Consider the following 209-nt stretch of genomic DNA (forward strand, 5'->3'; position numbering starts at 1 on the left):
TCTCCATTTGCAACTGCATTAAAGTCAATGTTTAGACTGTTATCAAGATATTTAGCGTTGACATTAAGAGCACTTGCGATTTGTGATTTACTATACACCATGGACTCTGTATACTGCATTCTTGCAGGTAACGAATGTGTTGATGCATACTTCTCATTCCAAGTAGATACTAAATCATCTACTGCTCCAGACACATTACCATATGTCGG

General features: G+C 37.3%; 1 protein-coding gene. It reads right to left on the reverse strand.

The genetic code is table 11. The features are described from left to right. On the reverse strand, positions 1-209 hold a 209-nt coding region (locus G9F74_RS29825; RefSeq protein WP_185157068.1), incomplete at both ends, for a thiol-activated cytolysin family protein.

The organism is Bacillus sp. EKM202B (assembly GCF_011066025.1).
Taxonomy (GTDB): Bacteria; Bacillota; Bacilli; order Bacillales; family Bacillaceae_G; genus Bacillus_A; species Bacillus_A toyonensis.